This is a genomic window from Burkholderia sp. Ac-20349, assembly GCF_017104865.1.
Taxonomy (GTDB): domain Bacteria; phylum Pseudomonadota; class Gammaproteobacteria; order Burkholderiales; family Burkholderiaceae; genus Burkholderia; species Burkholderia aenigmatica.
On record NZ_JAAGPM010000238.1, the window covers coordinates 1 to 7,167 of the forward strand.

Sequence of the window (7,167 nt, forward strand, 5' to 3'; positions counted from 1 at the left end):
CTCGCCGTTTTTTATTGGGCGCGCTCCCGGCTGCACCGTGCGCCGCACGAATGCCGGAATCTTGCTATCGTGCCTTCATCCGAACTGCGATGAGGGAATGCGATGGATTTCGACTACGACCTGTTCGCCATCGGCGCCTGCACGAGCGGCAGGCGCAGGCCGAAGCGTTCGGAAAAAGGCGTGGAAAACAGACGGGCAGACATGGCGAATCCTTCGATGACGATGTGCGAAAGCGCTTTGTAAAGGCGGACACATCGACTCTATCGAAGCGACCCAATGCCGAAAAATGAATAATCGAGATCGAAACGATCGCTGCGCGAGAAGCGGGCGCGTGCCCTGCACCGTCACACGATCGGTGGCACACTAGGCCGCCCTCTTTCACCCTCGGGGCGCATCGCGCACCCCGTTCGCCAGGAGTTCAGAACGTGACAGCCCAATGGATCGACATCCCGACCGGTAACGACAGCTTCGGCGGCTATCTCGCGCTGCCCAAGCGCGGCACCGGCCCTGCCGTCATCATCATCCAGGAGATCTTCGGCGTGAACTCGCACATCCGCGCGGTCGCCGACCAGTACGCGTCCGACGGCTTCGTCGCGCTCGCGCCGGACGTGTTCTGGCGCACGCAGCCGCGCGTCGAGCTGACCTATGAAGGCGCGGATCGCGACAAGGGCATCGAGCTGATGAAAAAGACCGACGTGGGTCTCGCGGTCGCGGACATCGGCGCGGCAGCCGATGCGTTGCGCGCGCGCCCCGAAGTCGCCGGCAAGGTCGCCGCGATCGGCTACTGCTTCGGCGGCCAGCTCGCGTACCGTGCGGCCGCGACCGGCAAGATCGATGCGGCCGTGGCCTACTACGGCGGCGGCATCCAGAACGCGCTCGACCTCGCCGGCAAGGTCACGCAGCCGATCCTGTTCCACTACGCGGAAAACGACCACGGAATCCCGCTCACGGCCGTCGACCAGGTGAAGGCCGCATTCGCCGGCCACGGCGATGCGTCGTTCCACGTGTACCCGGGCGCCGAGCACGGCTTCAACTGCACGGACCGCGCGTCGTACAACCAACGTGCATCGGCGCTCGCGCACGGCCGCACGCTGACCTTCCTCGCCGAGCACCTCTAAAATCGGCCGGCCGCGGGCCCCGCGCAGCGGGCCCGCGTTATGCTGCTGTCATCGCCACGAGTCACAACGGGGGTGACTGCGATGCACTCGGACTATCTCGCGCATGACGCGATCGGCCTCGCCACGCTGGTACGCGAACGCAAGGCGAGCCCGCGCGAACTGCTCGACGCCGCGATCGGCCAGGCCGAAGCGGTCAACAGCGCGATCAACGCGATCGTGCTGCAGGACTACGAAGCCGCACGTCAGCGTGCGGCCGCCACGCCCGATGGCGGCGCCGACGCGCCGTTCGCCGGGGTTCCCTATCTCGTGAAGGATCTCGGTGCGGCGGTTGCCGGCCTGCCGCTGTCGATGGGCAGCCGGCACTACCGGTATTTCGTGCCCACCGACGATTCGCCGGTGATCGCGCGAAGCCGCGCGGCCGGTCTCAACGTGTTCGGCAAGACCAACACGTCGGAAATCGGCCAGATGCCGTACACGGAACCCGAACTGTTCGGCGCGTGCCGCAACCCGTGGAGTCTCGACCACACGCCCGGCGGCTCGAGCGGCGGCGCGGCGGCGGCCGTCGCGGCCGGCATCGTGCCGGTCGCGCATGCGTCCGACGGCGGCGGCTCGATCCGCATTCCGGCGTCGTGCTGCGGGCTGTTCGGCCTGAAGCCGAGCCGCAACCCGGTGCTCGTCGACCTGCCGTCGAGCGGCGAGCTGGTGGTCCAGCATGCGGTCACGCGCAGCGTGCGCGACAGCGCGCTGCTGCTCGACGTGACGACCGGCCAGACCTTGCCGACCGGCGCACCCGGCACGTTCCTCGGCGAACTCGACACGCCGCCCGGCCCGCTGCGGATCGGCCTCGTGCTCGACCCGATGCTCGCGCCGGCACTCGCCGACGACACGCGTGCGGCGCTCGACGACGCGGCCGCGCTGCTCGAATCGCTCGGCCACCATGTCGAGCCGGCAACGCTGCACGTCAACTACGCGCGCGCGGCCGAAACCTTCCTGACGCTATGGGCGACGATCGCCGAGGAGATGGTGCTCGGCGCGCGCGCGATGACCGGCCGCACGCCGAAGCGCGGCGAATTCGAAGCCGCGACGTGGGCGATGGCCGTGGTCGGCCGGCGCCTCGCGCGCACGCGCCTGCCGGACGTGCTCGAATGGCAGCGCCAGCTCACCGTGCAGGTCGCCGGCCTCGTGTCGCGCTACGACGCGATCCTGTGCGCGTCGCTCGCGGGCCCGCCGGTGAAGATCGGCGAATTGCAGCCGACGCCGTTCGAATCGGCCCAGATGAAGGTGCTCGCCGCGCTACCGGTGAAGCCGCTGCTGAAGGAAATGCTCGCGAAGTCGTCGGAAAAGGCGTTCACGTGGGCCGGCTGCACCGAACTGTTCAACCTGACCGGCCAGCCGGCGATGTCGGTGCCGCTCTACTGGAACGCGCGCGGGCTGCCGATCGGCGTGCAGTTCGTCGCGCGTCACGCCGACGACGCGCTGCTGCTCAGGCTCGCACGGCAGCTCGAACAAGCGCGGCCGTGGTTCGACCGCCGCCCGCCGCTGATGCAGGCGCAGCGCTGACCTGCGGCGGCGCCCGATGAAAAAAGCCCCGCCGGCGGAACCGGCGGGGCTTTCGTTGGTGCTGCAGGCTGGCGCCGTGCTTACACGAGCCGTTCGCAGACCGTCTTCGTCGCCGCGGCCGCATTCAGCGTGTAGAAATGCAGCCCGGGCACGCCCGCGTCGACGAGACGCTGGCACAGGCCCGTGACGACGTCCGCGCCGAACGCGCGGATCGACTCGCGATCGTCGCCGAAGCTCTCGAGCCGGCGCGCGACCCAGCGCGGCACTTCCGCGCCGCACATTTCCGAGAAGCGCATCAGCTGCGAGAAGTTCGTGATCGGCATGATGCCCGGCACGATCGGCACGTCCACGCCGAGCTTGCGCACGTCGTCGACGAAGCGGAAATACGCGTCCGCATTGAAGAAATACTGCGTGATCGCGGAATTCGCGCCGGCTTTCACCTTGCGTGCGAAGTTCTCGAGATCGGCCTTCGGCGAACGCGACTGCGGGTGGTATTCCGGATACGCGGCGACTTCGATGTGGAACCAGTCGCCGTGCTCGGCACGGATGAAGCTGACGAGCTCCGACGCATAGCGCAGCTCGCCGACTTCGCCCATCCCCGACGGCAGGTCGCCACGCAGCGCGACGATGTGGCGGATGCCGTACGAGCGGTACTGGTCGAGGATCGCGCGCAGGCTGTCGCGCGACGAGCCGATGCACGACAGGTGCGGCGCGGCCTCGAGGCCGTCCTTCTGCATGTCGAGCACCGTATCGAGCGTGCCCTGCTGCGTCGAACCGCCGGCGCCGAACGTGCAGGACACGAATTTCGGCTTCAGCGGCAGCAGCTGCGCACGCGTGGCGCGCAGCTTCTCGACGCCTTCCGCCGTCTTCGGCGGGAAGAATTCAAACGAGAGTTCGATCGGTTTCATGATTCGAAAAGATCAGCCGATGTCGCGCTGCCCGAAGATCAGCGCGGACAGCAGCCACGACACGATGCTGTACAGGATCGAACCGAAGAACGCGGACCAGAAGCCCGACACCTCGAAGCCCTTCAGCAGCGACGACGCGAACCAGAAACACAGCGCGTTCACGACGAGGATGAACACCCCGAGCGTGACGATCGTGACGGGCAGCGTCAGCAGGATCAGCACCGGGCGGATCACCGTGTTGATCAGGCCGAGCACGACCGCGATGATCAGCGCCGTGCCGAAGCTCTTGATGTGGATCGACGGCACGAGGTACGTGATGATCAGCAGCGCGAGCGCGTTGATGACCCAGGTGAGGATGACGCTCATGGAGTGCTCCGGTTCGGTTGTCGATCGGTACGATCAGTGGCCGCCGCCGGCCGCCGCGGGTGCCCGAAGGCGCGCCGCGGCAGCCGGCGATCCGCGCCGTGCCGCCGTACCGTGGGCGCGTCGGCGACGCGCGCTCGGCACCGCGGCAGCGGCGCATCGGATCAGTAGCGGTAGTGGTTCGGCTTGAACGGGCCTTCCTTCGCGACGCCGATGTACGAAGCCTGCTCGTCCGACAGCACGGACAGGTTCGCGCCGATGCGCGCGAGGTGCAGGCGCGCGACCTTTTCATCGAGGTGCTTCGGCAGCACGTACACCTTGTTCTCGTACTCGGCGCCGCGCACGAACAGCTCGATCTGCGCGAGCGTCTGGTTCGCGAACGAGTTCGACATCACGAACGACGGGTGGCCGGTCGCGCAGCCGAGGTTCACGAGGCGGCCTTCCGCCAGCAGGATCACGCGCTTGCCGTCCGGGAAGATGATGTGGTCGACCTGCGGCTTGATGTTTTCCCACTGGTACTGGCGGGTCGACGCGACGTCGATTTCCGAGTCGAAGTGACCGATGTTGCAGACGATCGCGTTGTGGCGCATCGCCTTCATGTGATCGTGGCCGATCACGTGGAAGTTGCCGGTCGCCGTCACGAAGATGTCGGCCTTGTCGGCCGCGTATTCCATCGTCACGACGCGGTAGCCTTCCATCGCCGCCTGCAGCGCGCAGATCGGGTCGATTTCGGTGACCCACACGGTAGCGCCAAGGCCGCGCAGCGATTGCGCGCAGCCCTTGCCCACGTCGCCGTAGCCCGCGACGACCGCGACCTTGCCCGCGATCATCACGTCGGTCGCGCGCTTGATGCCGTCGACCAGCGATTCACGGCAGCCGTACAGGTTGTCGAACTTCGACTTCGTGACCGAATCGTTCACGTTGAACGCCGGGAACGGCAGGCGGCCGTCCTTTTCCATCTGGTACAGGCGGTGCACGCCGGTCGTGGTTTCTTCGGTCACGCCCTTGATGTGCGCGAGGCGCGTCGAGTACCAGGTCGGGTCCGCGTCGAGGTGCGTCGCGATCGACTTGTACAGCGCGACTTCTTCCTCGTTGGTCGGCTTCGCGATCACCGAACGGTCCTTCTCGGCCTTCGCGCCGAGGATCAGCAGCAGCGTTGCGTCGCCGCCGTCGTCCAGGATCATGTTCGCGAATTCGCCGTTCGGCCATTCGAAGATGCGGTGCGAGAACTCCCAGTATTCGTCGAGCGACTCGCCCTTGAACGCGAACACCGGCGTGCCGGATTCGACGATCGCGGCCGCTGCGTGGTCCTGCGTCGAGAAGATGTTGCACGAGGCCCAGCGGACGTCCGCGCCGAGCGCCTTCAGCGTCTCGATCAGCACGCCCGTCTGGATCGTCATGTGCAGCGAACCGGCAATGCGCGCGCCCTTCAGCGGCTGCTGCGCCTTGTATTCGTCGCGGATCTGCACGAGGCCCGGCATTTCGGTCTCGGCAATGTTCAGTTCCTTGCGGCCCCAGCCGGCCAGCGCCATGTCGGCGACGACGTAATCGTTGGAAGCTTTGGAATCGATAATGGCGTTCATCACGCCCTCCTTTCTAAAAAGTTTCTAGATTGGTGACGTGAGCGCCGTTCAGGAAGCGGAGCCGGCGCGCATGCGCCGCACGGCTGCTTGGTGAAGCCTTCCGAGCCTGGCGAGCCGGAATGGCCCGTCGCAACGCTCCTCGGAAAACGGAGGGGATTGTAGCAAATCGGCGCGCGGAATGCGCAAGCGCCGCACACACGGCACTCACCCGGCACAAGCGCGCGGCGTCGGCGCGCGCGGCCGTCAGGAAAGGGTCAGGACTCCGCGCCGACCCACGCCTGTTCGCGCAGCCGCGCGCGCAGGCGCGCGACGGCCTGGCTGTGCAGCTGGCACACGCGCGATTCGCTCACTTCGAGCACCGCGCCGATCTCGCGCAGATTCAGACCCCGTTCGTAGTACAGCGACATCAGCAGCTTCTCGCGCTCCGGCAGCCGCTCGATCGCCTCGACGAGCGCTTCGCGCAGGTGCTCGTCGAGCAGCGCCGACAGCGGATCGGCGTGATCGACGCGGTAGCGGTCGAGGAACGGCTCGTCGTCGGCCGCGCGGTCGAAATCCTCGTAATAGATCAGCTGGCTGCCGTGCAGGTCCTGCAGCATCCCCTGGTATTCGTCGAGCGGCATGTTCAGGTGCTGCGCGATCTCGGTCTCGCTCGCCGAGCGGCCGAGATGCTGCTCGACCTGGTGCACCGCGTGCTCGACCTCGCGCGACGTCTTGCGCAGGCTGCGCGGCAGCCAGTCGTTGCTGCGCAGCTCGTCGAGCATCGCGCCGCGGATGCGCTGGGTCGCGTAGGTCTCGAACTGCGCGCCCTGGTCTTCCTTGTAGCGGCCGGCCGCGTCCATCAGGCCGATCATGCCGGCCTGGATCAGGTCGTCGAGGTCGACGCTCGCCGGCATCTTCGCGACGAGCTGCAGCCCGAGGCGTCGCACGAGCGGCGCATATTGCGCGAGCACGTCGGCCTGGGACATCTTTCCTTGAGCGTTGTACATCATGGCTCTCTCCTTCCGGTGGCGCTCACGCGGCGTGTGCCGCGCCCGCCTCATACGACGGCTTGCCGCCCGCGTGCACGGCGCGGCCCGCACCCGAACGCGGGCGCATCGGCCAGTACAGCAGGTCGGCGGCAATCTGCCGGTAGTCGCGCGCGGCGGCCGACGACGGGAACGCATCGACCGCGGCCCGCGTCAGTTCGCGCGCATGCTCGACGAGCGGATCGGCGCTCACGCAGCCCGCGTCGGCGATCGACACGGTCAGGTAGCGGCTCGCGACGCCCGCGAGGTTGTCGAACGCGACCTTCGCGTCCGCGTGGCTGCCGACGTGATTGGTCAGCACGCGGAACTGCGCGAACGCATGCGCGAAATGCAACCGCTTCATGCACGCGTACGCCTCGGTGATCGCCTGCGCGGCGACCCGCGTGACGACCAGCACGTCGTGCGCTTCGCGCGCCAGCGCCGAGAACGCGCCGTCGGCGCCGAGCTGCGCGTCGACGAGGACGATGTCGGCCGGGCCGTCGATGAAATCGCCGATATCCGGAACCTTGACTTCGATGAGACTCATTACTGTCCCCTTCTTGATTAGCTGCAGACAGAGGGGGAGAAACCCGCGAAAGAACCCATTGCAACTACGGCCTGACAAGAGAAC

General features: G+C 67.2%; 7 protein-coding genes, 1 pseudogene and 1 riboswitch. Of the genes and pseudogenes, 3 read left to right on the forward strand and 5 right to left on the reverse strand.

What is annotated here, in order from left to right:
* Positions 1-102 precede the first annotated feature (102 nt).
* From G3N61_RS37285 to G3N61_RS37295, 3 genes are all read left to right on the forward strand, one after another.
* The gene (locus tag G3N61_RS37285) at positions 103-243 is read left to right on the forward strand and encodes a hypothetical protein (protein WP_205824910.1); all 141 of its coding nucleotides are present in this window, start codon (positions 103-105) and stop codon (positions 241-243) included.
* Between the two features lie 182 nt (positions 244-425).
* Positions 426-1,118 carry a dienelactone hydrolase family protein gene (locus G3N61_RS37290; RefSeq protein ID WP_043185080.1) on the forward strand — a complete coding sequence of 231 codons (693 nt, stop codon included), beginning with the start codon at positions 426-428 and terminating at the stop codon, positions 1,116-1,118.
* 81 nt (positions 1,119-1,199) lie between these two features.
* Positions 1,200-2,678: an amidase family protein gene (locus G3N61_RS37295; protein ID WP_205824911.1), complete on the forward strand. Its 1,479-nt coding sequence runs from the start codon at positions 1,200-1,202 to the stop codon at positions 2,676-2,678.
* A gap of 80 nt (positions 2,679-2,758) precedes the next feature.
* Here the strand turns inward: G3N61_RS37295 and metF are convergent, their stop codons facing one another.
* The 5 genes and pseudogenes from metF to G3N61_RS37320 all read right to left on the reverse strand — a co-directional run.
* Entirely contained in the window at positions 2,759-3,586 is an 828-nt protein-coding gene (metF, locus tag G3N61_RS37300; RefSeq protein ID WP_043185076.1) for a methylenetetrahydrofolate reductase [NAD(P)H], read from the reverse strand.
* Positions 3,587-3,598: 12 nt separating this feature from the next.
* On the reverse strand, positions 3,599-3,952 hold the full coding sequence (locus tag G3N61_RS37305) for a phage holin family protein (protein WP_006477367.1): 354 nt from the start codon (positions 3,950-3,952) through the stop codon (positions 3,599-3,601).
* Positions 3,953-4,113: 161 nt separating this feature from the next.
* Positions 4,114-5,532 (reverse strand): adenosylhomocysteinase, encoded by a 1,419-nt coding sequence (gene ahcY, locus G3N61_RS37310; RefSeq protein WP_043185074.1) that lies wholly within the window; start codon positions 5,530-5,532, stop codon positions 4,114-4,116.
* Positions 5,533-5,564: 32 nt separating this feature from the next.
* Positions 5,565-5,679, reverse strand: a riboswitch (S-adenosyl-L-homocysteine riboswitch).
* Between the two features lie 107 nt (positions 5,680-5,786).
* A complete protein-coding gene (locus G3N61_RS37315) occupies positions 5,787-6,521 on the reverse strand; it encodes an RNA polymerase sigma factor FliA (RefSeq protein ID WP_006484033.1) in 735 nt (244 codons plus the stop codon).
* Between the two features lie 22 nt (positions 6,522-6,543).
* Positions 6,544-7,041: pseudogene (locus G3N61_RS37320) on the reverse strand (MinD/ParA family protein); the annotation flags it as partial.
* Between the last annotated feature and the right edge of the window lie 126 nt (positions 7,042-7,167).

Bases quoted from the DNA above. Each gene is read 5' to 3' on its own strand.
- G3N61_RS37285 (WP_205824910.1), top strand. From the start codon at position 103: ATGGATTTCGACTACGACCTGTTCGCCATCGGCGCCTGCACGAGCGGC.
- G3N61_RS37295 (WP_205824911.1), top strand. From the start codon at position 1,200: ATGCACTCGGACTATCTCGCGCATGACGCGATCGGCCTCGCCACGCTG.
- metF (WP_043185076.1), bottom strand. From the start codon at position 3,586: ATGAAACCGATCGAACTCTCGTTTGAATTCTTCCCGCCGAAGACGGCG.
- G3N61_RS37305 (WP_006477367.1), bottom strand. From the start codon at position 3,952: ATGAGCGTCATCCTCACCTGGGTCATCAACGCGCTCGCGCTGCTGATC.
- ahcY (WP_043185074.1), bottom strand. From the start codon at position 5,532: ATGAACGCCATTATCGATTCCAAAGCTTCCAACGATTACGTCGTCGCC.
- G3N61_RS37315 (WP_006484033.1), bottom strand. From the start codon at position 6,521: ATGATGTACAACGCTCAAGGAAAGATGTCCCAGGCCGACGTGCTCGCG.